Raw genomic sequence first — 21,345 nt, forward strand, 5'->3', positions numbered from 1 at the left:
ACCATCTCGACCCGCAGCAGCGGGTCGAGAAGTGGCTGCCCGCAGCACTATTGGCCATCGCGATCGCGGGGGCGCCACCGCTGCAGCGCCAGGTACATGCCGGTGCCCGCGGCGACGGCCACGAACAGCGACGCGATGTTGTTGCCGACGGCGCCGAACGGATCGGCCACGCTCGGCAACCAGGGCCGGCACAACTCGACCGGACCGGTGGGAACCAGGGCCACGATGAAGGCCATGAACCCGGCGAAGTTCAGCAGCGCGTCTTCGCCGACCCGGCTGCCCTTGTAGGCGATCAGGCAGATGCCGATCGCGCACAGCGCGGCCACGAACACGGCGTGGGTCCGCGTGTAGAAGAACGCGCTGATCGAGCCCTGCAGGCAACTGTGCGCCCAGGTCAACCCCAACGAGCACAGCAGGAACACCACCAGCGCCACCAAGCCCACCCGGACGTAGCGGTAGGTGACCATGGTGTCGCTGGGGTGGTTACCGCCCATGGAGCTATTAGCTCACGAGTGAATCCGGAGCTCCCGTCACCACGCAGTGGGTGTGGCTGTAAATCGTGGGCATACAGCTGTTGCAGTGCGTGCACAGCGATTTGACCGAACCCTTGACCGTCTCGGCTTTGATCCGGTTGAGCAGGTCCGGCTCGGCCAGCAGGGCCCGGCCCATCGCGACGAACTCGAAGCCCGCGGCCATCGCCCGGTCCATGGTCTCGCGGTTGGTGATACCGCCCAGCAGGATGATCGGCATCGTCAGCTCGGCGCGGAACTTCTCGGCGTCGCGCATCAGATACGCCTCGTGGTACGGATACTCGCGGAAGAACTTGTTGCCGCTCATCCGGATGCCCCAGCTGATCGGGGGCTTGAAGTTCGCGGCGAACTCCTTGACCGGGGCGCCGCCGCGGAACAGGTACATGGGGTTCACCAGTGAGCTGCCCGCGGTGAGCTCGATGGCGTCCAGGCCACCGTCCTCCTCGAGCCACTTGGCGGTCTGCAGGGACTCGTCCATCGGGATACCGCCGCGGATGCCGTCACTCATGTTGAGTTTGGCGATGACGGCGATCTTCTTGCCGCCGTGTTTGTCGACGGCGTCGCGCACCGCGCGCACCACGCCGCGGGCCACCTTCGCGCGGTTCTCCAACGATCCGCCGAACTCGTCGGTGCGCCGGTTGATCAGCGGGGAGAGGAACGAGCTGGCCAGATAGTTATGACCGAGGTGAACCTCGACGGCGTCGAATCCGGAGTCGATGGCCAGCCGCGCGGCATTGGCGTGAGCTTCGGTGACGTCGCGGATGTCGTCGATGGTGGCTTTCTTGGCGAACCGCATCGACAGCGGGTTGAAGAACCGCACCGGCGCGAGGGCCTGGGCCTTGTTGGTCCGCGAGTTGGCCACCGGCCCGGCGTGCCCGATCTGGGCGCTGATCGCCGCGCCCTCGGCGTGCACGGCCTCGGTGAGCTTGGTCAGGCCCGGTACGGCCTCGGGCCGCATCCAGATCTGCCAGCCGTCGGTGCGCCCGCCGGGGGCCACCGCGCAGTAGGCGACGGTGGTCATGCCGACGCCGCCGGCGGCGGGCAACCGGTGGTAGTTGATCAAATCTTCGGTGACCAGCGCATCCGGTGTGGACGCTTCGAACGTGGCGGCCTTGATGATGCGGTTGCGAAGCGTCACCGGGCCGAGCTTGGCCTCACTGAAAACATCAGTGAACACATTGGGCTGAGTGTTCATAGATGGAGCTTGCCACGTCACCTGACACAATGGCACCCGTGGGTGCGATTGTTCTGGACGGTAAGGCCACGCGCGACGAGATCTTCGTCGACCTCAAGCAGCGCGTGGCGAAGTTGACCGAGGCGGGCCGGACGCCGGGGCTGGGGACGGTGTTGGTCGGGGAGGACCCGGGTTCGCAGGCCTATGTGCGGGGCAAGCACGCCGATTGCGCCAAGGTGGGGATCAACTCGATCCGCCGCGACCTGCCCGCCGACATCACGCAGGCCCAGCTCGACGAGACTATCGACGAGCTCAATGCCAATCCGGACTGCACGGGTTACATCGTGCAGCTGCCGCTGCCCAAGCATCTCGACGAGAACGCCGCGCTGGAGCGCATCGACCCGGCCAAGGACGCCGACGGTCTGCACCCGACCAACCTGGGCCGGCTGGTGCTCGGGAAGGACGCGCCGCTGCCCTGCACCCCGCGCGGCATCGTGCACCTGCTGCGTCGGTTCGACGTGCCGATCGCAGGGGCGCATGTCGTCGTGATCGGCCGTGGCGTCACCGTGGGCCGGCCGATGGGTCTGCTGCTGACCCGTCGCTCCGAGAACGCCACCGTCACCCTCTGCCACACCGGTACCCGCGATCTGCCCGCGCTCACCCGGCAGGCCGACATCATCATCGCCGCGGTCGGCGTTCCGCACATGGTGACCGCGGACATGGTCAAGCCCGGGGCGGCCGTCGTCGACGTCGGCGTCAGCCGGGTCGACGGCAAGCTCACCGGTGACGTCGCCCCCGACGTCTGGGACGTGGCCGGGCATGTGTCACCCAACCCGGGCGGCGTCGGGCCGCTGACCCGGGCGTTTCTGCTGACCAATGTCGTCGAGCTCGAAGAGTCGAAACTGGCGTGACGGCAAAGGAGTTCGTCCGCAAGGTGATTGCCGGACAATGGCCGATCCTGGTGGTCGGGCTGTTCTTCGTCGCGGCGTTCATCTTGGTGGTGGCGGGCTATTGGCGTCGTGGCGCCCTGGTCATCGGGATCGGGGTGGGCGCAGCCGCGGCATTGCGGCTGGCGCTGGCCGATGACCGCGCCGGTCTTCTCGTGGTGCGCTCGCGAACCATCGACTTCGCCACCACCGCCACGGTGAGTGCGGCGGTGCTCTACATCGCCTGGACGATCGATCCGTTGGGTACCAGCTGACCGAACCCCGGGCCTGGCCTGGGCGCTTCCCTGGCGCGCTGGTTCGGCACCTCGGCGGTCGAGGAGCTCAGCGCCTGACCGGATCTCCGCCGAAAGTGAACTCGTTGGCGAGATTTCGCCGACTTGTGGAGAACAAGTTCACATTCGGGACTCAGGCCAGCGTCGCTCGGATGGACACCGTGACATACGGCAGCGCCAAGCCGGTGGAGTTGGCCAGCGCGGGATGGGTGGCCAGTAGTTCGCGTACCTGTCCCAGCGTCTTCTTGCGGACTTGCTCGGGCGAGGTGATGCAGTAACTGCGGGAGGCCACCAGGTCGATGAGTGCCTGGGGGGTCAGGTAACTCGTCCACTCGACCTGGTGGCGTTCGGTCTCGGAGAAGGGCTCGGGCAGGGTCACCTCGTTGGTGAACGGGTCGTGTTCCGGGCCGATGATCTGGCCGAGATCCTTGACCCAGCCCATCCGCTCGTCGCGGGTGTTCCACACCAGTCCCAGGCGACCGCCCGGGCGCAGCACCCGGCTGATCTCCTTGGCTGCGCGTACCGGGTCGAACCAGTGCCATGCCTGGGCCACCAGCACCGCGTCGACGCTGTCGTCGGCCAGGGGGATCTCCTCGGCGGTGCCCAGCAGCGCCGGGGTGTCGGGCAGTGAGTTCGACAGCAGCTCAAGCATTTCCGGGATCGGGTCGACGGCGATCACGTCCAGCCCGCGTTCCACCAGCCGGGTGGTCAACTTTCCCGTGCCCGCGCCGAGGTCGAGCACGTCGTGGGCGCCGTCGGGAAGCAGCCAGTCGATCGCCTCCGGCGGATACGACGGCCGGCCGCGTTCATATGCCGCGGCTTCCGAGCCGAAGGACAGGGAGCGCTGCTTGGGCGAATTCACCGTTGTGCCAGCTCCAGTGTTCTGCGGATCAACTTGCCCACCACTTCGGTCTCCACCAGGAAGCCGTCGTGCCCGTAGGCCGAGTCGACGACGTCGAGACCGCCACATCCGGGCAACAGCTCGGCCAGTTCCTGTTGTAACCGGATCGGGTAGAGCCGATCGGAGGTGATCCCGCCGACGATGACGGGCACCGGGCAGCTGCGCAGCGCCGCGTCGACGCCGCCACGTCCGCGGCCCACGTCGTGCGTGGACAGTGCGTCGGACAGGGCCACGTAGGTGCCCGGATCGAACCGGCGGGCGAGCTTGCCGCCCTGGTATTCGAGATAGCTCTGCACCCCGTAGCGTCCGCCGGTGGTCGGGTCCTCGTCGCCCTGGGCATCGTTGGCGAACCGCTCGTCGAGTTCCTCTTCGCCGCGGTAGGTCAGGTGTGCGAAGCGCCGGGCGATTTCCATGCCGGCCATCGGGGCGCGGTCGGTGCCGTGGTAATCCCCGCCCTGCCAGTCCGGGTCGGCTTTGATCGCGGCCACCTGGGTGCTCTGGGTGCCGATCTGGTCGGCGGTGGCGCGAGCACCGACGGCCAGCACCAACCCGGCCCGCACCTCGTCGGGGTGGCCGATCATCCACTCCAGGGCACGGGCCCCGCCCATCGACCCGCCGACGACGGCGGCCACCTCGGTGATGCCGAAGGCCGCCAGTGCGGCTCGGTCGGCCTCGACCTGGTCGCGGATGGTGATCTGGGGAAACCTTGAGCCCCAAGGCTTTCCGTCGGGCGCCGGTGATCCGGGGCCGGTCGAGCCCTGGCAGCCGCCCAGCACGTTGGTCGAGATCGCGCACCACCGGTCGGTGTCGATCGGGGCGCCGGGACCGGCCACCCCGTCCCACCAGCCCGCGGTCGGGTGGCCGTCGCCGGCCGGTCCCGTGACGTGGGAGTCGCCGGTCAGCGCATGCAGCACCATCACCACGTTGTCGCGCTCGGGGGAGAGTTCGCCCCACCGCTGCACGGCGATGTGGACGTCAGGAAGGACGGTGCCGTTCTCCAGCGTCAGCGAACCGATGTTGACCACGCTGATCTCGCCCTCGGCAGGCAACGCCACGGTGGACACGGCTGGTTCTTCGGTGATCGTCATGCCGGTGTTCTCTCGCCGCCTACACCGTCGCCGCAGTCTGCGGCACCCCGCTGAACGGACGAGCCGCGGCGAATCCCTGTTCCAGGTCCGCCAGGATGTCGTCGATTCCCTCGAGGCCGACCGCCAGCCGTACCAGGCCGGGGGTGACACCGCTGGCGAGTTGCTCTTCGGCGCTGAGCTGTTGATGCGTCGTGGATGCGGGATGGATGACCAGCGAACGCACGTCGCCGATGTTGGCGACGTGACTGTGCAGGGTCAGCGCGTCGACGAACGCCTTGCCGGCCTCCACTCCGCCGGCCAGTTCGAACGACAGCACCGCGCCGGTGCCCTTGGGGGCGAGCTTGCGGCCCAGCTCGTACCACGGCGAGGTGGGAAGCCCGGCGTAGTTCACCGAGGTCACGCCGTCATGGCCGGCCAGGTGTTCGGCGACCTTCTGTGCATTGGCCACGTGCCGTTCAACACGCAGCGACAGCGTCTCTAATCCCTGCGCGATGAGGAAGGCGTTGAACGGTGCCAGGGCGCTCCCCAAGTCACGCAGCAACTGCACCCGGGCCTTGAGTGCGTAGGCCGGTGCGCCGAGCTCGGCGAAGACCACGCCGTGGTAGCTGGGGTCGGGGGTGGTGAACCCGGGGAACCGTCCGCTGGCCGCCCAGTCGAAGGTGCCGCCGTCGACGATGACGCCCGCGATGGCTGACCCATGCCCGCCGAGGTACTTGGTCGCCGAGTGCACGACGATGTCGGCCCCGTGGGTGATCGGCTGGATCAGGTACGGGGTGGCGATCGTGTTGTCGACGATCAGCGGGACGCCGGTGTCGTGGGCGACGGCGGCGACACCGGGGATGTCGAGGATGTCGATCTGCGGATTGGAGATGGTCTCGCCGAAGAACGCCTTGGTGTTCGGTCGGGCCGCGGCGCGCCAGGAATCGAGGTCGTCGGGGTTGTCCACGAAGCTCACCTCGATGCCGAGCTTGGCAAGGGTGTAGTGGAACAGGTTGTAGGTGCCGCCGTAGAGCCGCGGGGAGGACACGATGTGATCGCCGGCCCCGGCGATGTTGAGCAGCGCGAACGTCGATGCGGCCTGACCCGAGGATAAGAACAGGGCCGCCACGCCGCCTTCGAGCGCGGCGATGCGCTGTTCGACGACATCGGTGGTCGGGTTCATGATCCGGGTGTAGATGTTGCCCGGTTGTTCCAGGCCGAACAGCGCGGCTGCGTGCGCGGTGTCGTTGAAGGTGTAGGACGTGGTCTGGTAGATCGGCAGGGCCCGGGCATTCGTGGCGCTGTCGGGGGTCTGACCGGCGTGGATCTGCTTGGTCTCGAAGGACCAGTTCTCGGCGTTGGCCATGGTGGGTTGTCTCCTCCGCGGAAGGGGATGAGGAAGGAAGGTGGGTCGTCTACCGGGCGTCGAGGCCGCCGTCACAGACGGCGCGCGGACGGCAACAGGTCAAGGACAACAACACATGGGTGGCCTCCATCAGGTTTCCCTGTCTCTCTGGGGGCCCGATCCGACGGACCCGCGCTTGCCTTACAGCCGCATACAGCTGCTCAACCTGGTCATCACCCGGGGCACCCCACCGCGGTTGGAGGGTTGCCGGCCAGCAAGCCGGGGCTTGTCGCTGGCGCTCATGACCGGCTTGCAGCTTATCGCAATGCGTTGAGGCGGTGCCAGTCGGTTCTCCGGTGCGTTTGCCAACTGCGTAGGCCGGACTGGAACACGTTCACTTCGGCGGGTGCGCCGACGTTTCCGGCGGCCTTGACGTAACCCAAAGTTACTGGTCGGTAATAAAAGCTGCTCCTTCGCGGCCGTTCGCGCCCTTGTAGTCTGGCCCGCGATACGACAGCAGCGAAAAGCCACGGGTGAAACGAGTGATCCTCGTCGAACCGAACTGACGCCGGGAGACCAACCATGACTGCCCAGCAGCCGACCATCATCTACACGCTGACCGACGAGGCGCCGCTGCTTGCGACGTACTCCTTCCTGCCGATCATCCGCGCCTTCGCGGAACCGGCCGGCATCGACATCCAGACCAGCGACATCTCGGTCGCGGCCCGCATCCTGGCCGAGTTCGGCGACTACCTGACCGAAGAACAGCGTGTCCCGGACAACCTCGGCGAACTGGGCCGTCTCACCCAGCTGCCCGAAACCAACATCATCAAGCTGCCCAACATCAGCGCCTCGGTCCCGCAGCTCACCGCCGCGATCAAGGAACTGCAGGAGAAGGGTTACGCGATCCCGGACTACCCGGGTGAGGCCAAGACCGACGAGGAGAAGGCTCTCAAGGAGCGCTACGCCAAGATCCTCGGCAGCGCGGTGAACCCGGTTCTGCGCGAAGGTAACTCGGATCGTCGTGCCCCCAAGGCGGTCAAGGAGTACGCGCGCAAGCACCCGCACAGCATGGGCGAATGGTCGCAGGCTTCGCGCACCCACGTGGCCACCATGAAGACCGGCGACTTCTACCACGGTGAGAAGTCGATGACCCTGGACAAGGCGCGCAACGTCCGGATGGAGCTGGAGACCAAGGGTGGCGAGACGATCGTGCTCAAGCCCGAGGTCAAGCTCGACGAGGGTGACGTCATCGACTCGATGTACATGAGCCGCAAGGCGCTGATCGAGTTCTACGAGGAGCAGATCGAGGACGCCTACAAGACCGGCGTGATGTTCTCGCTGCACGTCAAGGCGACCATGATGAAGGTCAGCCACCCGATCGTGTTCGGCCACGCCGTCAAGGTGTTCTACAAGGACGCCTTCGCCAAGCACGAGAAGCTGTTCGACGAGCTCGGGGTCAACGTCAACAACGGCCTGTCGGATCTCTACAGCAAGATCGAGGCACTGCCCGCCTCGCAGCGCGAGGAGATCATCGAAGACCTGCACCGCTGCCACGAGCACCGGCCGGAGCTGGCCATGGTGGATTCGGCCAAGGGCATCTCGAACTTCCATTCGCCGTCGGACGTCATCGTCGACGCGTCGATGCCGGCCATGATCCGTCTCGGCGGCAAGATGTACGGCGCCGACGGCCGCACCAAGGACACCAAGGCGGTCAACCCGGAGTCCACGTTCTCGCGGATCTACCAGGAGATGATCAACTTCTGTAAGACCCACGGTCAGTTCGACCCGACCACAATGGGCACGGTGCCCAACGTCGGCCTGATGGCGCAGAAGGCCGAGGAGTACGGCAGCCACGACAAGACCTTCGAGATCTCCGAGGCTGGCGTTGCAAAGATCGTCGACATCGACACCGGCGAGGTGCTGCTGAGCCAGGAGGTCGAAGAGGGCGACATCTGGCGGATGCCGATCGTCAAGGACGCCCCGATCCGCGACTGGGTCAAGCTGGCCGTCAACCGGGCGCGGTTGTCGGGGATGACGTGCGTGTTCTGGCTCGACGACGAGCGGCCGCACGAGAACGAGCTGCGCAAGAAGGTCAAGGCCTACCTCAAGGAAGAGGACACCGAGGGCCTGGACATCACGATCCTGCCGCAGGTGTGGGCCATGCGCTACACCCTCGAACGCGTGATCCGCGGCCAGGACACCATCGCCGCGACCGGCAACATCCTGCGCGACTACCTGACCGACCTGTTCCCGATCTTGGAACTGGGCACCAGCGCCAAGATGCTCTCGATCGTGCCGTTGATGGCCGGTGGTGGCCTGTACGAGACCGGTGCCGGCGGCTCGGCGCCCAAGCACGTGCACCAGCTGGTGGAGGAGAACCACCTGCGCTGGGATTCGCTCGGTGAGTTCCTGGCGCTGGGCGCCAGCTTGGACGACATGGGCAACAAGCTCAACAACGACAAGGCCAAGGTGCTGGCCGCGGCGCTGGACACCGCGACCGGAAAGTTGTTGGACGAGAACAAGTCTCCGTCGCGCAAGACCGGCGAGCTCGACAACCGGGGCAGCCAGTTCTATCTGGCGCTGTACTGGGCGCAGGCGCTGGCCGAGCAGACCGAGGACAAAGAACTGGCCGAGCACTTCGCCCCGCTGGCCAAGACGCTCGGTGAGCAGGAGGAGGCCATCGTCGCCGAACTCAATGCCGCGCAGGGCAAGCCGGCTGACATCGGTGGCTACTACTACCCGGATCGGGAGAAGACCGCCGAGGTGATGCGGCCGAGCAAGACCTTCAACGAGGCCTTGGCGGCCTCCGAGAAGGTCTAAGCCTTCCCGGCTCACGTCGGGACAGCCTCACCGAGATTGCACCCAGGGACAAATCCCGCCGAGATTTTGTCCCTGGGTGCAATCTGGGCGTTCTTTGTACCGGCCTACCCCGTGGCGCGCGTTTGGTCCATGTGCCGGTCGACGAACTCGGTGATCACCCGGGTGATCGTGTCAGGTGCCTCGAACATCGGGACGTGGCCGACACCGTTCAATGTCTTCACCACGGCATCCGGTGCCAGGCTGTTCGTGAAGTGCCGGGTGAACCGCGGCGTCGGCAGGACGCGGTCCTTTTCGCAGATCACCAGTTGAGTCGGGGTGCGGGAGTTCTCGATCTCCATCAGGCCCGCGGTGGTCAAGGCCTTGACCATGAGTTTGAAGTAGGCCGGGCAGTGTGCCAGGTCGTCGATCAGATCGCGGCGGTCGCTGTCGTTGAGCACGTCGGGTGTCGCGCTCACGGCTACGTAGGAAATCTGCTTGGTCAGTGGCAATTTGAGCAACTGCCGCCGCAGCACCGCGGTGGTCAGGACCACCGGAAGTGCGGCCATGAACTTGGCGATGATCTCGTACTTCGCCAACGTGTGCATCGACCAGCCACCGGCGGGGGCGATGCCGGTCAGCGTGCGGGCCCGGCCGCGCCGTTCCAGCTCGAAGGCGACCCAGCCGCCCAAGGAATTGCCGACGATGTGGGCGGTGCACCAGCCGATTTCGTCGAGCCGGCGCTCGACATCGTCGGCCAACGTCGCGACGTCGAGGAGCAGCGGCGCGTGCGGACCGCCGTGGTGGCCGGCCATGGTCGGGGCGAACACCTCGTAGCGGCCGGTGGCGGCAAGCTGCGGTGCGACGTATTTCCACACGCTCTGCGACAGCAGGAATGGGTGCAGCAGCAGGATCGGCTCGCCAGAGCCGAGATGAATGGGAGCACGTTCTGCCATGCCGCCCGACCCTAAAGTGATACCGCCGGTACCGCAAGGGGGCTGTCGTTGCCCATCGGTAGGGTCTGGGCCGTGGCAACTCCGGCATCCCTGACCGTCAGCACCATCAACGTCAATGGTATTCGCGCCGCGGTCAAGCAGCGGTCCACCGACAATCTCGGTCTGCTGCCCTGGCTGAAGGAAACCGAGGCTGATGTGGTGTGTCTGCAGGAAACCCGGGCCGACGACGAGCAGCTCAACGATGCCCTGGCGCCGGCATTGGCCGACGGCTGGAACCTGGCCTCGGCCGTTCCGCATGTGAAGGGGCGCAACGGCGTTGCCGTGTTGTCCCGTCACCCCATCGAGGCGGCGCGGCTGCTGGTCTCCGACGAGTTCGAGACCCACGGGCGCTACCTCGAGGTGGACACCGCCGGGGTGACCGTGGCCAGCGTGTACGTGCCGACCGGCGAGGCCGAGACGGACCGTCAGCTGGAGAAGGAGCGGTTCATGGCCACCCTCGCAGCGCGGATGGCCGAACTGCATGCCCACGACGCGGTGCTGTGTGGTGATTGGAACATCGCCCACACCGAGAACGACATCAAGAACTGGAAGGGCAACCTCAAGAAGGCCGGCTTCCTGCCCAGCGAACGTGCGTGGCTCACCGAGTTGTTGGGCACCGGTTGGGTGGATGTGGTGCGGGTGCTGCATCCCGATGTGGCCGGGCCCTACAGCTGGTGGTCATGGCGCGGTAAGGCGTTCGACAACGACGCCGGCTGGCGCATCGACTACCACCTGGCCAGCCCGACGCTGGCGGTCCGGGCCACCTCGGCACGGGTCGACCGAGCCGAGCTGTATGCGCTGCGATGGTCGGACCACTCGCCGGTGACGGTCTGTTACGGCTGACCCCAGTCCGGCCTCCGGCCGAGATGTAGCAGGACCTTCTCGAAATCCGTTGCGGCCGAAGCGTCGACCGCCCGGTCGAACGGTGAGGCCGCACTGTCGCGGAAATCGCCGTCGGGGATCGCCAACACGAGCGGCAGCACGGCGGAGACGACATCGGACGGCAGTTGGTACGGCACACCCATCGAAGCCGCGACGTCCCAGCCGTGCACGGCGTAGTCCACGAAATGGAACCCGATCGCCAACGCGCCGGGGAAGGTCGCGTCCGGTCCGAACTCGGGAAGGGCGAACGTGGCGTCGGTGACGCCGTCGGCGGCGAAGGCGTCGAGCACGTCGTGGGCGGCCGCGGCATACGTACCGGCCGGATCGGCGCGCACCGCGGCGGCCACGGTTTCGACGTTCCAGACGGCTTCGTCGTCGCCATGTCCGCGGGCCGCGGCGGCGAACCCACGGTGCTGCACCGTCATGTGGGCCAGGAGATCGGACAACAGCCAGCCCGCGCAGGGGGTCGGGCGGTCCAGATCGGAACGGCTGACCCCATCGACGAGGTCGACGGAGCACAGGACCGCAACGCGATGAAGGGGACGGAGATCGGCGTCAATAGTAGGCATGCGCATACGATATGCGCGTGCACATGATATGGCAACGCCTACGCTGGGCCGGTGTCGAAGCGCCCCGACCTCGCGGCCATGCTCGCGCCGTTGCTGCGTGAACTCATCGCCGCTGAACAGCCGGTGTTGGACGCCCATGGCGTAACCATGTGGGGGTATGTGGTGTTGTCGGCGCTGGACCGGTCGGCGGTGCGCACCCAGGCGGCACTGGCCGAGGCGATCGGCGCCGACAAGACCCGGATCATCCGCACCCTCGATGACCTGCAACAGCAAGGCTTCATCGAACGTGAAGCCGACCCCGACGACCGGCGGGCCCGGCTGCTGGCCATCACCGAAGCGGGGCGGGCGGTCAAGGACGCGGTGCAGCGGGAGATTCAGCGCGGCGAGGAGCGTTGGTTGGCTGAGCTGTCCGCTGACGACCGGAGAGTGTTCCTGCGCGTGCTGCAGCAGCTGACCCGCGAAGAATCCGGATGACACCAGTGCGAAAATCAAAAGATCATGAGTAGCGCAAGCAAACAGGTCGTGTTCTCGGGCGCTCAGCCCACCTCTGACTCCCTGCACCTCGGCAACGCGCTGGGTGCCGTCACGCACTGGGCGCAGCTGCAGGACGGTTACGAGGCGTTCTTCTGTGTGGTCGACCAGCACGCCATCACCGTGCCGCAGGATCCCGAGACGTTGCGCCGGCGCACCCTGGTGACCGCTGCGCAGTACCTGGCGTTGGGTATCGACCCGGCCCGCAGCACCGTGTTCGTCCAGAGTCACGTGCCCGAACACAGCCAATTGGCTTGGGTGCTGGGCTGTTTCACCGGTTTCGGCCAGGCGTCGCGGATGACGCAGTTCAAGGACAAGTCGCAGAAGCAGGGCGCGGATGCGACCACGGTGGGTCTGTTCACCTACCCGGTGCTGATGGCCGCCGACGTGCTGCTGTACGACACCGATCTGGTCCCGGTCGGGGAGGATCAGCGTCAGCACCTGGAGCTGGCCCGCGACCTGGCGCAGCGGTTCAACGCCCGGTTCCCGGAGACGTTCGTCGTCCCCGAGGCGATGATCCCGAAGGCGACGGCCAAGATCTACGACCTGCAGGACCCGTCGGCGAAGATGAGCAAGTCGGCGGCCAGTGACGCCGGGCTGATCAGCCTGCTCGACGATCCCAAGGCCACGGCCAAGAAGATTCGCTCGGCGGTGACCGACAGCGAGCGGGAGATCCGGTTCGACACCGAGGCCAAGCCCGGCATCTCGAACCTGCTGACCATCCAGTCCGCGGTCACCGGTACCGACATCGGCAAGCTGGTCGAAGGCTACGCCGGCCGTGGCTACGGCGACCTGAAGAAGGAGACCGCCGAGGCCGTCGTCGAGTTCGTCACTCCGATCAAGACCCGGGTGGACGAATTGCTGGCAGACCCGGCTGAGCTCCAGTCGGTTCTGGCGGCCGGGGCCGAACACGCCCGAGAGGTCGCCGGCAATACCCTTGCGCGGGTTTACGACAGGATAGGGTTTCTCCAGCAAACACCATAGGCGCCAGGGGAGGGGTTGGCGGTGGACGAGCCGGAGAAGCCCGGAATGCTGGCCCGGGTGCGCGCGCGCTTTCCCTGGTTCGACCATGTCATGCGGGCGCAGGAGCGCTACAACGACTGCAACGGCAACTTCTACGCCGCAGGCATCACGTACTTCACGATCTTCGCGCTGTTCCCGTTGTTGATGGTCGGTTTCGCTGCGGGCGGTTTCCTGCTGGCTCGGCGACGCGATCTGCTCGACCAGATCGAGGACCGCATCCGTGATGCGGTGTCGGGCGACCTCGGTCAGCAACTGGTGACGCTGATGGATTCGGCAATCGCCTCGCGTGGCACGGTCGGCGTGATCGGGTTGGCGACGGCGGTGTGGGCCGGGCTGGGATGGATGTCCAACCTGCGCCAGGCGCTCAGCCAAATGTGGGAGCAACACGCCGAGTCCAACTTCGTCGGCAACAAGCTCTCCGATCTGTTCGCCTTGGTGTCGGCGTTCTTGGCGATGGTGATCACCATCGGTCTGACCGTCCTCGGCGACCCCGCCCTGATGCGAAAGGTGTTGCGCTGGATCGGCCTTCACGACGGTGCGGTACTCGGCGGCGGGCTGCGGGTCATCTCGATCAGCGTGTCCGTCGCGATCTCGTGGCTGTTGTTCACCTGGATCATCTCCCGGTTACCGCGCGAGCCGGTACCGTTCCGTCGGTCGATCCGGGCCGGCTTGCTGGCTGCCGTAGGCTTCGAGATCTTCAAGCAGGTGGCCTCGATCTACCTGCAATCGGTGATCAACGGACCCGCCGGGGCGACATTCGGCCCGGTGTTGGGCTTGATGGTGTTCGCCTATGTCACCGCGCGGCTGATCCTGTTCGCGACCGCCTGGGCGGCGACGTCCAGAGAGAGCCTGGCCGAGGCGCCGGTGCTTCCGCCCGACCCGGCCCAGATCGTCACCCGTGTGCAAGTCCGCGAGGGGCTGGGCGCGCCCGGTGTCCTGGCCGCTGCAGCGGCGGGAGCAATTGGTGCGCTGGGTCTTTCGCGGCTGCTGCGTCGTTAGTGGCTGACGGCCTTGAGGCCCACGATGCAGCCCACGACACCGAGCATCAGCAATACCTTGACCACCGATGCGGACTCGGCGCCGGTGAGCATCGCGTATCCGACGGTGAGCACCGCCCCGATGCCTACCCACACCGCATAGCTGGTGCCGGGAGGCAGGGTTCGCATGGCGATGGCCAGCCCGATCATCGAGAACAGTAGTGCCACACCGAATACCACCGATGGCGCCAGGCGGGTGAAGCCCTCGGTCTTGCTCAATGCGGTCGCCCAGACCGCTTCCAAGACACCTGAGACGACGAGAATCAACCAGGCCATGAGACACCTCCAAACATCCCGTCTTGTCGCTGTCCGGGTACGGGTGTGCCTCGTCCGGTGCCAGGTGCTGGCGAAAACCATTGTAACAACGACGTAACATTGCAGGCTGTGAGCTTGGCAACCACGTGGTCGCGGTCCATGGGCATCAACGTTCCGATCGTCAACGCGCCGATGGGCGGAGCGGCCGGGGGTCGGCTGGCCGCCGCGGTCTCTGCGGCGGGCGGTCTGGGCATGGTCGGGATGGGCAGTTCGGCGACCGCCGATCAGCTGAAAGCCGAGCTCACCCACCTGGCGGGGGCCCGATTCGGAATCGGGTTGGTGCACTGGGTTGTTCAGGATCGCCCGGATCTGCTCGACGTCGCGGTCGCGGCGCAGCCGGCACTGCTGAGCGTGAGTTTCGGCGACGACTGGGAGTGGGTCCGCCAGGCCCACGATGCAGGACTGACGGTGACCACCCAGGTGGCCACGGTCGACGCGGCACGACGCGCGGTCGACGCCGGCGTCGACGTATTGGTGGCGCGGGGCGCCGAGGGCGGCGGTCATGGTGAGCCGACGGTGGGCACCCTGCCGCTGCTGGCCGATGTGCTCGATGCCGTCGACGTGCCGGTGGTGGCTGCCGGCGGGGTCTCCTCGGCCCGGGCGGTGGCCGCGGTGTTGGCGGCCGGGGCGGCCGCGGCCTGGGTCGGTACGGCGTTCGCCGCCTGTGCCGAGTCGCTCACCCCGGACCCGGCGCGCACGGCTCTGATTGCTGCCGACGGCGACGCTACCAAGTTGACCAGCGAATACGATCTCGCCGCGGGCTATCGGTGGCCGAGCAGCATCCCTGAGCGGGTGTTGGCCGGATCGCCGGTCAACGCGGGGCAGGGGGTCGGGGCCGTCCAACGCTCCGAAACGGTTGCCGAAATCGTGAAGTCGCTGACAGGAGGCGCCGCGGAGCTGCTGGCACGCTGGCATTGGTGAGCCTGCCAAACCGTCTAGAGCGGCGGCGGTTTGGCAGGCTCGAGGAGTATTCAACTCGAGCGGCAATTAATTGTCAGCCGAATCGGCAAATTCATGATTGATTGCTGGGTGTCAATTCAATGGCCACACCGTTGGTGGCCCCCTTTGCCTGAGTCGGCGGGAGAACCGGCCTACCCCCATCTATACCAATCGACAACCTTCAGCCCGGCAGATGACTGTAAGGCACCTGCCGGGCTGAAGAGCTGACCTATGAGGTCAATTCAAGCGATCGCCAAGCGTGGAGTTCAGCTGTGCATAGCGTTCGGGGGAACGAACTTTAATCACGTAAGCTCCGATGACGCCGATGGCCAGCGAGGCGAACAGCATGGTCGTGAAGGTGAACTGTAGCCAGCCACCGCCACCCAGTAACAGGTCCATGCCCGTCAGCGCGTACCAGAGAAACGGCAGCAGGCCGGCGATGCCCAGCAGTGGCGCGATAAAGGTGTTCCACGGCCGCTTGTCGACGTTGGAGCGGCGGAAGAACACGAAGATGGCAATGCTGGCGATGGTTTGCAGCAGGATGATGCCGGCCGCACCGACTCCGGTCCACCAGGTGAACAATGTGGTGTACGGATCAAGGCCGAGGATTGCGAAGATGGCCACCACCGTCGCGACCATGCCGATCTGGACATAGCAGGCCAACGCCGGGGAGTGCCGTTTCGGGTGGGTGGTGCCCAGTCGGGACCAGATGACGCCCTGTCGGCCGAGCGAGTAGAGGTAGCGCGCGACGTTGTTGTGGAACGTCAGGATGGCTGCGAAGAGGCTGGTGATGATCAGCAGTTGGAACGCTTCGGTGCCGATACGTCCCAGCACACTGTTACTGACGGCGAAAACTAGGTCGCTGCCTTCGGTCTCGGCTAGACCTACTACTTCGCCGACGCCGACGGCGTTGACGATCAGGAACGCCGTGACGGCGTAGAACACACCCATGAAGATCACCGAGGCGTACGTAGCTCTGGGAACTGTGCGCTTGGGATCTTTGGCTTCTTCACCGTAGATCGCGGTGCCTTCGAAGCCGATGAACGACGCGTGAGCAAACATCAGCGCGACACCGAGCGCGCCGGCGAATACGGCCGACGGGAGGAAGGGCTGCAGCGAGTAGTTACTGATCGGGTTCGGCGAGTTCACCAGGATACCGGCGTTGAGTACCACGATGATGCCGGTCTCCAGTGTCAACAGCACGGCCAGCACCCGGGTACCGGCGTGGATCTGGCGGACACCAAGAAACAGTGAAGCACCCATGACGAGGATCGAGAACAGCCACCACGGAATGATTACACCTGTGTGCCTGCTGACGAATGCCGAAGCGTAGTAACCGAATCCACCGATGACGCCAAGCTGGATCGCGTTGTACCCAAAGATCGCCAACGATGCCGAACCAAGGCCGAGTGGCCTGCCGAGACCTCGGGTGATGAAGGCGTAGAAGGCGCCGGCGTTGGTGATGTGTTTACTCATCGCCACGTATCCCACTGCAAACACGGCAAGTACGAGGGCGACGAGCAGGAAGGTACCCGCGATTCCGACCCCGTTTCCAGAGCCGATGATCACTGGGAACAGCGCCACCACCACAGTCAGGGGAGATGCGGCGGCGATGACGAAGAACACGATGCCCAGAACGCCGATCTGGTTGCGAGCCAGACCTGTTGAACCGTCGGGTGATTCCTTCACGGTTGCCAGGGGCTTGGAGTCTTCTTGATAAAGCATGGCGGGTCCTTTGGCGTGAGGTTAATGGGTGACTTTGCTGCGGGCGGCGAACTTGATGACCTTGCGAAGCGCCGGGGTGGTGGCGACGAGATAGCCGAGCTTCTTGCCTGTCTTCGTGGTCATCACCGTCTCTATGGCTTGGTCGATGACGCCAGCTTTCGCTGCCGGGCTAACGCGCTGTGCGCTTGGGGCCGGCGTGCCGTTCAGATCGGCAATAACCACCTGGGCTGCGTTGTGGCCGTTGGCGCCCATGACGCCGCCACCGGGGTGCGTGCCCGATCCGCAGAGGTAGTAGCCGTCCACGGTGGTCCGGTAATCGGCCAGCTCCGGGGCGGGCCGGTTGTTGAATAGTTGGTCGAGGAACATCGACCCGTGGAAGATGTTGCCACCGGTCAGGCCGTAGTCCCGCTCGAGGTCTTTAGGGGTGATGATGACCCTCTCGAGGATGTGGTCGCGCAGATTGGGTGCGTAGCGGAAGAGCACTTCGAGGACTTTGTCAGCCCACTCATCACGAATAGTGTCCCAATCGGTGCCCGCGAGTTCGAATGGAAGTTGTTGCACCCCAAGGGTCATGGTGTGCTTGCCCTTCGGTGCCAGAGTGCTGTCGTGGGTGGATTGGATTACGGCTTCGATGACGAAGTCGTCAGGGATCTCCCCACGTCGTTCGGCTTCCCATGCGCGCTCAAAGTTCTCGATCGACGCGCCCATGATCGCCTGCGCCTGGTGCTGGGGCCCCTGCACTCCAGCAGGAAATCCAATGTAATCGGGGAGTTCGTCGATCAGCAGGTGGATGCGCGCCATCGAGCCGCGGGCATCGTATTCCTGCATCTTCGCCTTCAGCTTGGCATCGATGGCATTGGCCGGAAGCAGCTGCAGCATCGAGCGCTGCGGGTCGGCGTTTGAGATCACGGTTCGTGCCGAGATGACCTCGCCGCTGACCAGTTTGACGCCGGTCGCCTTGCCCTTGGTCACTACCACCTGCTTGACCGGTGAGCTCAACCGGATCTTCGCGCCGTGGGCTTCGGCGCTGCGGGCCATGGCCTGGGTGATTCCGCCCATACCGCCTTTGACGAAGCCCCATTGGCCCAGCGTGCCCTTGAACTCGCCCACGGAGTGATGCCCATACACGTAGCCGGTGCCAGGCGTCGATGGCCCACCCCAGACTGAGATCATCCCGAAAAAGGTGAACAGACCTTTGATGTGCTCGTTCTCGAAGTATCGGTCCAGCAGATCCTTGGTCGACAGCAGAACCATTTCGTTGAACAGGTCCTCCGCGCCCGCAGCCTCGAATGCGGCCAGCACCTGCGAGCGGCTCGGAGCCGGAGACATCAGGAACGGCGTCAGGATCGACGCGAATTTCTTGACCCGCAGCCCGAAGTCCAGGAAGGCGCCGGCGTCGGTCTTGGAGAACTTCTCGATCTCCTTGAGCGTCTTGTCCATGTCTTTCCAGACGAACAGGTGGCTGCCGTCCGGGAAGATGCTGACCTCATTGGCTTCGGTCTGGTACATCTCCAAGCCGTAGCGCTCCAGTTCGAGATCGGCGATGATCTCCGGTCGCAGCAGGCTGGCGATGAAGGCGCACGACGACCAGGTGGAACCAGCGATCAATTCCTCGCTGGTACAGGCCCCACCGACGACGTCGCGGGCCTCGACAACGAGGACCTTCTTGCCGGCACGGGCTAGATAGCCGGCAGTGATGAGGCCGTTATGGCCGGCGCCGATGATGATCGCGTCGTACATGGTGGCAGTGGTGGTGTTGCTCATCGCAATTCTCCAGAGATGACGGTGGTGAAATAAGTGCGGACGGTGGCTGGGTCGACGAGTGCGTCAAACCCCTCGATGACAGGCTTGAGGGTGGGGTGGTTGTCGCGCAGCTGCTCCCAGTCCGCCCAGTCGGTGACCTCCATGATTTCCAGAATGTCCGCAGGAGCTCCGTCAGGGGCGTCGTTGACACGAAACGCTTCGAACCGTCGAACGATGTGGCTGTGAGCCAGGCATGTCGGCCGGTCCACCTCGGTGGAAAAGCGCTCGAACTCGGCCGGGTCGACGCCGGGCAACATCGAGAACAGGTTTACCGCAACGACGGGGCGGCGGGGGTCAGTCATGACGGAATGCTCCAAAGTTGTTGAAATAGTAATGATCTGATCAAGATTCGAGATTGATCATGATGTGCTTGATCTCCGTGTATTCCTCCACGGAGTAGATAGACATGTCGTTGCCGTGGCCGGACTGTTTGAAGCCACCGTGCGGCATCTCCGAAACAATCGGCAGGTGGTCGTTGATCCACACGGTTCCGAACTGAAGTTTGCGTGCAGCGCGCATCGCCCGGCCGACATCCTTGGTGAATACCGAAGCCGCCAAGCCGTATTCGACATCGTTGGCCCACGCGAACGCCTGCTCTTCGCTGGAGAACCGGGTAGTGGTGACGACCGGACCGAAGACCTCCTTCTGGACGATCTCCGAGTCTTGGGCTGCATCGATGATCAACGAGGGCTTGTACCAGAACCCCGGGCCGCTTCCGAGGCCACCAACGGCCAGAGCGGCCGGCCCGGAAGCGGTCGCCCGGTCGACGAAGCCGGCCACACGGTCGCGGTGACGTTCGGAGATCACGGGGCCCATTTCCGTGGACTCATGCTCGGGTTGACCCATTGCGACCTTCGACACCGCGCGGGTCAGTTCGGCGACGAACTCGTCGTAAATGGTGTCGGCGATGTAGACCCGGGACGCTGCCATGCAGTCTTGGCCGGAGTTGCCGTAGCCGCCCTCGCAGATCTTGGTGATCGCCAGTTCGGCGTCGCAGTCGTCGAACACCAGAACCGGTGCCTTGCCACCAAGTTCGAGGTGCAGGCGCTTCAGGTTGTCGGCGCCGGCACGGGCGACAACCTTGCCGGTCGACGTGTCACCGGTCAAAGAACTCATCCGCACCCTCGGATGCGATGTCAATGCCGCACCGACGGTGTCGCCATGTCCGGTGACCACGTTGAAGACACCGGCCGGGAAGAGGTCGGCGGCTAATTCGGCCAGCCGCAGTGTGCTCAACGGGGTCTGCTCACTTGGCTTTAGTACCAATGTGTTTCCGGTCATCAGTGCGGGACAGATCTTCCAAATCGCCATGACGAGTGGAAAGTTCCAGGGTGCGACGCTGCCTACCACGCCCAGCGGATCGCGCCGGATGATGCTGGTGTGTGAAGGGGAGTACTCTCCTGCAGCGCGCCCCTCGAGCACGCGTGCGGCGCCAGCGAAGAATCGCATATTGTCCACGCCGAATGGCACTTCTTCGCGGGCAACCGCGATGGGCTTGCCGACGTTGCGCGATTCCAACTGCGCGAATTCTTCGGCATGGGCTTCGAGGCGATCGGCCAGCTTGAGCAAGAGCTCTGCGCGCTTTCCTGGAGTGGTGTCAGCCCATCTGTCAAAGGCCTGCTCCGCCGCGGCGACGGCTCGATTGACATCGGTTGCATCGCCGGCCGGCACCGTCGCGATCTGTTGGCCATTCGCAGGGTTGATGACCGCTTCGGTCGCGCCGCTAGCGGCAGAGACACGCTCGCCCCCGACGAACATGAGGTGGCCGTCAGCCATGTGTACTTCCTCCCAAACGGACTCGACGACGTCCGCCGTCCTCGTGTCCTAGTGTTCAACAGTTGACATGGAGCACTTAAGCACAGGGATGAGATGTGCGCAACAGAAACCGAGCCCAAAGTTGTGAACTGCGCTGGGACTATGAGCTGGCGGCACGGCAAGGCCGCCAGCTCAGGGATTATCCAGCTCAGGGATTATGAGGCCGCTGACCGGTGCAGTTGGTCGGCTGCTATCGAAGTCGCATGCAAAATTCGACCACCGGTCGTGCTGTGGCGGCGCTACATGCGGGACCGGAATGGTGCGAGGGGGTTGCGCGGGAACCGCTGACGCGAAGCGTGTTAGTCGGCCGGCTTTCGTCCCGCCAATATCTTGCGCACTTCATCTCGGTTCTCCGTAATGATCTCGGCGATGGTGGTTCGTGCGTGCTGGGGATCCCGAGAGGCGAAGGCCGCAACGATCCGCTGATGTTCGGCGAGGAGGCCAGAACCGCTTTCATACTCATGATGATCCAGAGACAAGACGAGAAGGAAGTAGCGGAGATCCGACAGCAACTCGGAGTAGAACTTGTCCAGGCGCGGGCTGTTCATCATCCCGACTATTGCCTGGTGGATCGCGAGATCCTTCTCAACGATCGTGCGTGGATCCTCGGTTTTCAGCGCTGACTTGAACTCCTCCATCGCCGCAACCAGCGGCAACAGGTCGGTGTCCGGCCCCA

Annotated in this window: 21 protein-coding genes and 2 riboswitches; of the genes, 8 read left to right on the forward strand and 13 right to left on the reverse strand. The window is 65.1% G+C overall.

All coding sequences use genetic code 11. From position 1 onward, the window contains the following. Nucleotides 1–47 precede the first annotated feature (47 nt). Nucleotides 48–494, reverse strand: coding sequence for a hypothetical protein (locus A5733_RS21390; protein ID WP_233152755.1), 447 nt, complete (start codon nt 492–494; stop codon nt 48–50). Nucleotides 495–501: 7 nt separating this feature from the next. Next, the gene (locus A5733_RS21395) at nt 502–1,725 is read right to left on the reverse strand and encodes an NADH:flavin oxidoreductase (RefSeq protein WP_076241582.1); all 1,224 of its coding nucleotides are present in this window, start codon (nt 1,723–1,725) and stop codon (nt 502–504) included. A 38-nt stretch (nt 1,726–1,763) separates the two neighbouring features. On the opposite strand from A5733_RS21395, the gene A5733_RS21400 reads away from it, so the two are divergent. Next, nucleotides 1,764–2,615: a bifunctional methylenetetrahydrofolate dehydrogenase/methenyltetrahydrofolate cyclohydrolase gene (locus A5733_RS21400; RefSeq protein ID WP_067767688.1), complete on the forward strand. Its 852-nt coding sequence runs from the start codon at nt 1,764–1,766 to the stop codon at nt 2,613–2,615. After that, a complete protein-coding gene (locus A5733_RS21405; protein ID WP_067767664.1) occupies nt 2,612–2,905 on the forward strand; it encodes a DUF3017 domain-containing protein in 294 nt (97 codons plus the stop codon). The genes A5733_RS21400 and A5733_RS21405 overlap by 4 nt, the downstream gene beginning before the upstream one ends. Before the next feature lie 151 nt (nt 2,906–3,056). Here A5733_RS21405 and A5733_RS21410 read toward each other — a convergent pair whose 3' ends face one another. The 3 genes from A5733_RS21410 to A5733_RS21420 are packed head-to-tail and all read right to left on the reverse strand — an operon-like array spanning nt 3,057 to nt 6,257. After that, nucleotides 3,057–3,785: a class I SAM-dependent methyltransferase gene (locus A5733_RS21410; protein WP_067767667.1), complete on the reverse strand. Its 729-nt coding sequence runs from the start codon at nt 3,783–3,785 to the stop codon at nt 3,057–3,059. Next, nucleotides 3,782–4,912 carry a homoserine O-acetyltransferase gene (locus A5733_RS21415; RefSeq protein ID WP_067767672.1) on the reverse strand — a complete coding sequence of 377 codons (1,131 nt, stop codon included), beginning with the start codon at nt 4,910–4,912 and terminating at the stop codon, nt 3,782–3,784. Before A5733_RS21415 ends, A5733_RS21410 begins: the two co-directional genes overlap by 4 nt. 19 nt (nt 4,913–4,931) lie before the next feature. Then, nucleotides 4,932–6,257, reverse strand: coding sequence for a bifunctional o-acetylhomoserine/o-acetylserine sulfhydrylase (locus A5733_RS21420; RefSeq protein ID WP_076241583.1), 1,326 nt, complete (start codon nt 6,255–6,257; stop codon nt 4,932–4,934). Nucleotides 6,258–6,423: 166 nt separating this feature from the next. Further along, nucleotides 6,424–6,543, reverse strand: a riboswitch (SAM riboswitch). Between the two features lie 275 nt (nt 6,544–6,818). Between A5733_RS21420 and A5733_RS21425 the strand changes: the two genes are divergently transcribed. Further along, a complete protein-coding gene (locus A5733_RS21425; RefSeq protein ID WP_076241584.1) occupies nt 6,819–9,059 on the forward strand; it encodes an NADP-dependent isocitrate dehydrogenase in 2,241 nt (746 codons plus the stop codon). Nucleotides 9,060–9,163: 104 nt separating this feature from the next. Here A5733_RS21425 and A5733_RS21430 read toward each other — a convergent pair whose 3' ends face one another. Continuing rightward, nucleotides 9,164–9,991, reverse strand: coding sequence for an alpha/beta fold hydrolase (locus A5733_RS21430; protein ID WP_076241585.1), 828 nt, complete (start codon nt 9,989–9,991; stop codon nt 9,164–9,166). Between the two features lie 90 nt (nt 9,992–10,081). Here A5733_RS21430 and A5733_RS21435 point away from each other — a divergent pair, with 90 nt between their 5' ends. Then, nucleotides 10,082–10,873, forward strand: a complete 792-nt coding sequence (locus A5733_RS21435) for an exodeoxyribonuclease III (protein ID WP_076241593.1) — start codon at nt 10,082–10,084, stop codon at nt 10,871–10,873. On the opposite strand, the gene A5733_RS21440 is transcribed toward A5733_RS21435, so the two are convergent. Continuing rightward, complete coding sequence (locus tag A5733_RS21440) at nt 10,864–11,481, reverse strand: TIGR03086 family metal-binding protein (protein WP_198938911.1); 618 nt, start codon at nt 11,479–11,481, stop codon at nt 10,864–10,866. The two genes, A5733_RS21435 and A5733_RS21440, sit on opposite strands and share 10 nt — an antisense overlap. A gap of 78 nt (nt 11,482–11,559) precedes the next feature. On the opposite strand from A5733_RS21440, the gene A5733_RS21445 reads away from it, so the two are divergent. From A5733_RS21445 to yhjD, 3 genes are read left to right on the forward strand one after another with little or no spacing between them, the layout of a single operon-like run. Then, nucleotides 11,560–11,955, forward strand: a complete 396-nt coding sequence (locus A5733_RS21445; protein ID WP_076241587.1) for a MarR family winged helix-turn-helix transcriptional regulator — start codon at nt 11,560–11,562, stop codon at nt 11,953–11,955. A 24-nt stretch (nt 11,956–11,979) separates the two neighbouring features. Next, nucleotides 11,980–12,996, forward strand: a complete 1,017-nt coding sequence (gene trpS, locus A5733_RS21450; RefSeq protein ID WP_076241588.1) for a tryptophan--tRNA ligase — start codon at nt 11,980–11,982, stop codon at nt 12,994–12,996. 21 nt (nt 12,997–13,017) lie between these two features. After that, nucleotides 13,018–14,034, forward strand: a complete 1,017-nt coding sequence (yhjD, locus tag A5733_RS21455) for an inner membrane protein YhjD (protein WP_067769567.1) — start codon at nt 13,018–13,020, stop codon at nt 14,032–14,034. Here the strand turns inward: yhjD and A5733_RS21460 are convergent. Beyond that, on the reverse strand, nt 14,031–14,348 hold the full coding sequence (locus tag A5733_RS21460) for a multidrug efflux SMR transporter (protein ID WP_067769570.1): 318 nt from the start codon (nt 14,346–14,348) through the stop codon (nt 14,031–14,033). The genes yhjD and A5733_RS21460 overlap by 4 nt on opposite strands. Before the next feature lie 12 nt (nt 14,349–14,360). Continuing rightward, nucleotides 14,361–14,425: riboswitch (guanidine-III (ykkC-III) riboswitch) on the reverse strand. A 31-nt stretch (nt 14,426–14,456) separates the two neighbouring features. On the opposite strand from A5733_RS21460, the gene A5733_RS21465 reads away from it, so the two are divergent. Beyond that, nucleotides 14,457–15,308, forward strand: a complete 852-nt coding sequence (locus tag A5733_RS21465; protein WP_233152756.1) for a nitronate monooxygenase family protein — start codon at nt 14,457–14,459, stop codon at nt 15,306–15,308. A 255-nt stretch (nt 15,309–15,563) separates the two neighbouring features. On the opposite strand, the gene A5733_RS21470 is transcribed toward A5733_RS21465, so the two are convergent. The 5 genes from A5733_RS21470 to A5733_RS21490 all read right to left on the reverse strand — a co-directional run. Further along, complete coding sequence (locus A5733_RS21470; RefSeq protein ID WP_083666367.1) at nt 15,564–17,051, reverse strand: APC family permease; 1,488 nt, start codon at nt 17,049–17,051, stop codon at nt 15,564–15,566. Nucleotides 17,052–17,072: 21 nt separating this feature from the next. Next, nucleotides 17,073–18,815, reverse strand: coding sequence for an NAD(P)/FAD-dependent oxidoreductase (locus A5733_RS21475; protein ID WP_076241590.1), 1,743 nt, complete (start codon nt 18,813–18,815; stop codon nt 17,073–17,075). Continuing rightward, nucleotides 18,812–19,156 (reverse strand): hypothetical protein, encoded by a 345-nt coding sequence (locus A5733_RS21480; RefSeq protein WP_142254134.1) that lies wholly within the window; start codon nt 19,154–19,156, stop codon nt 18,812–18,814. Before A5733_RS21480 ends, A5733_RS21475 begins: the two co-directional genes overlap by 4 nt. 40 nt (nt 19,157–19,196) lie before the next feature. Beyond that, a complete protein-coding gene (locus A5733_RS21485; RefSeq protein WP_076241592.1) occupies nt 19,197–20,630 on the reverse strand; it encodes a gamma-aminobutyraldehyde dehydrogenase in 1,434 nt (477 codons plus the stop codon). 338 nt (nt 20,631–20,968) lie between these two features. Further along, on the reverse strand, nt 20,969–21,345 hold a 377-nt coding region (locus tag A5733_RS21490; protein WP_142254135.1), incomplete at its 5' end, for an FCD domain-containing protein.

Source organism: Mycobacterium sp. NS-7484, from assembly GCF_001953975.1.
Lineage (GTDB): Bacteria > Actinomycetota > Actinomycetes > Mycobacteriales > Mycobacteriaceae > Mycobacterium.

Coding starts and splice junctions, on each gene's coding strand:
- A5733_RS21460 (WP_067769570.1), bottom strand. CDS start 14,348: ATGGCCTGGTTGATTCTCGTCGTCTCAGGTGTCTTGGAAGCGGTCTGG.
- trpS (WP_076241588.1), top strand. CDS start 11,980: ATGAGTAGCGCAAGCAAACAGGTCGTGTTCTCGGGCGCTCAGCCCACC.
- A5733_RS21420 (WP_076241583.1), bottom strand. CDS start 6,257: ATGGCCAACGCCGAGAACTGGTCCTTCGAGACCAAGCAGATCCACGCC.
- A5733_RS21445 (WP_076241587.1), top strand. CDS start 11,560: ATGCTCGCGCCGTTGCTGCGTGAACTCATCGCCGCTGAACAGCCGGTG.
- A5733_RS21430 (WP_076241585.1), bottom strand. CDS start 9,991: ATGGCAGAACGTGCTCCCATTCATCTCGGCTCTGGCGAGCCGATCCTG.
- A5733_RS21395 (WP_076241582.1), bottom strand. CDS start 1,725: ATGAACACTCAGCCCAATGTGTTCACTGATGTTTTCAGTGAGGCCAAG.
- A5733_RS21480 (WP_142254134.1), bottom strand. CDS start 19,156: ATGACTGACCCCCGCCGCCCCGTCGTTGCGGTAAACCTGTTCTCGATG.
- A5733_RS21390 (WP_233152755.1), bottom strand. CDS start 494: ATGGGCGGTAACCACCCCAGCGACACCATGGTCACCTACCGCTACGTC.
- A5733_RS21475 (WP_076241590.1), bottom strand. CDS start 18,815: ATGAGCAACACCACCACTGCCACCATGTACGACGCGATCATCATCGGC.
- A5733_RS21470 (WP_083666367.1), bottom strand. CDS start 17,051: ATGCTTTATCAAGAAGACTCCAAGCCCCTGGCAACCGTGAAGGAATCA.
- A5733_RS21425 (WP_076241584.1), top strand. CDS start 6,819: ATGACTGCCCAGCAGCCGACCATCATCTACACGCTGACCGACGAGGCG.
- A5733_RS21440 (WP_198938911.1), bottom strand. CDS start 11,481: ATGCCTACTATTGACGCCGATCTCCGTCCCCTTCATCGCGTTGCGGTC.
- A5733_RS21485 (WP_076241592.1), bottom strand. CDS start 20,630: ATGGCTGACGGCCACCTCATGTTCGTCGGGGGCGAGCGTGTCTCTGCC.
- A5733_RS21415 (WP_067767672.1), bottom strand. CDS start 4,912: ATGACGATCACCGAAGAACCAGCCGTGTCCACCGTGGCGTTGCCTGCC.